1 protein-coding gene is annotated in these 414 nt (G+C 72.0%); it reads right to left on the bottom strand.

From position 1 onward, the window contains the following. Positions 1-414 (bottom strand): PhoH family protein (locus tag PUR56_RS09645; protein ID WP_329948558.1); only part of this gene is annotated, 414 nt, incomplete at both ends.

The raw sequence follows: 414 nt of genomic DNA, 5'->3' as shown, positions 1-414 counted from the left end.
TCCAGCGACTGCGCCTCGTCCACGATCACGAAGGCGTCGTGCAGGGAACGCCCCCGGATGTGGGTCAGCGGCAGGACCTCCAGCATCCCCCGGGAGATGATCTCCTCGATCACGTCCGGGGTGGTGACGGCCGAGAGCGTGTCGAAGACGGCCTGGGCCCAGGGGCTCATCTTCTCGCTCTCACTGCCCGGCAGGTAGCCGAGCTCCTGGCCGCCGACCGCGTAGAGCGGCCGGAAGACCATCACCTTCCGGTGCTGCTGCCGCTCCAGGACCGCCTCCAGCCCGGCGCAGAGCGCCAGCGCGGACTTCCCCGTCCCGGCCCGGCCGCCCATCGAGACGATGCCGACCTCCGGGTCCAGCAGGAGGTCCAGCGCGACCCGCTGCTCGGCGCTGCGCCCGCGCAGTCCGAACGCC

It is taken from the genome of Streptomyces sp. BE303, from assembly GCF_036290945.1.
Lineage (GTDB): Bacteria > Actinomycetota > Actinomycetes > Streptomycetales > Streptomycetaceae > Kitasatospora.
This window is presented reverse-complemented; position numbering and strand designations above follow the sequence as displayed.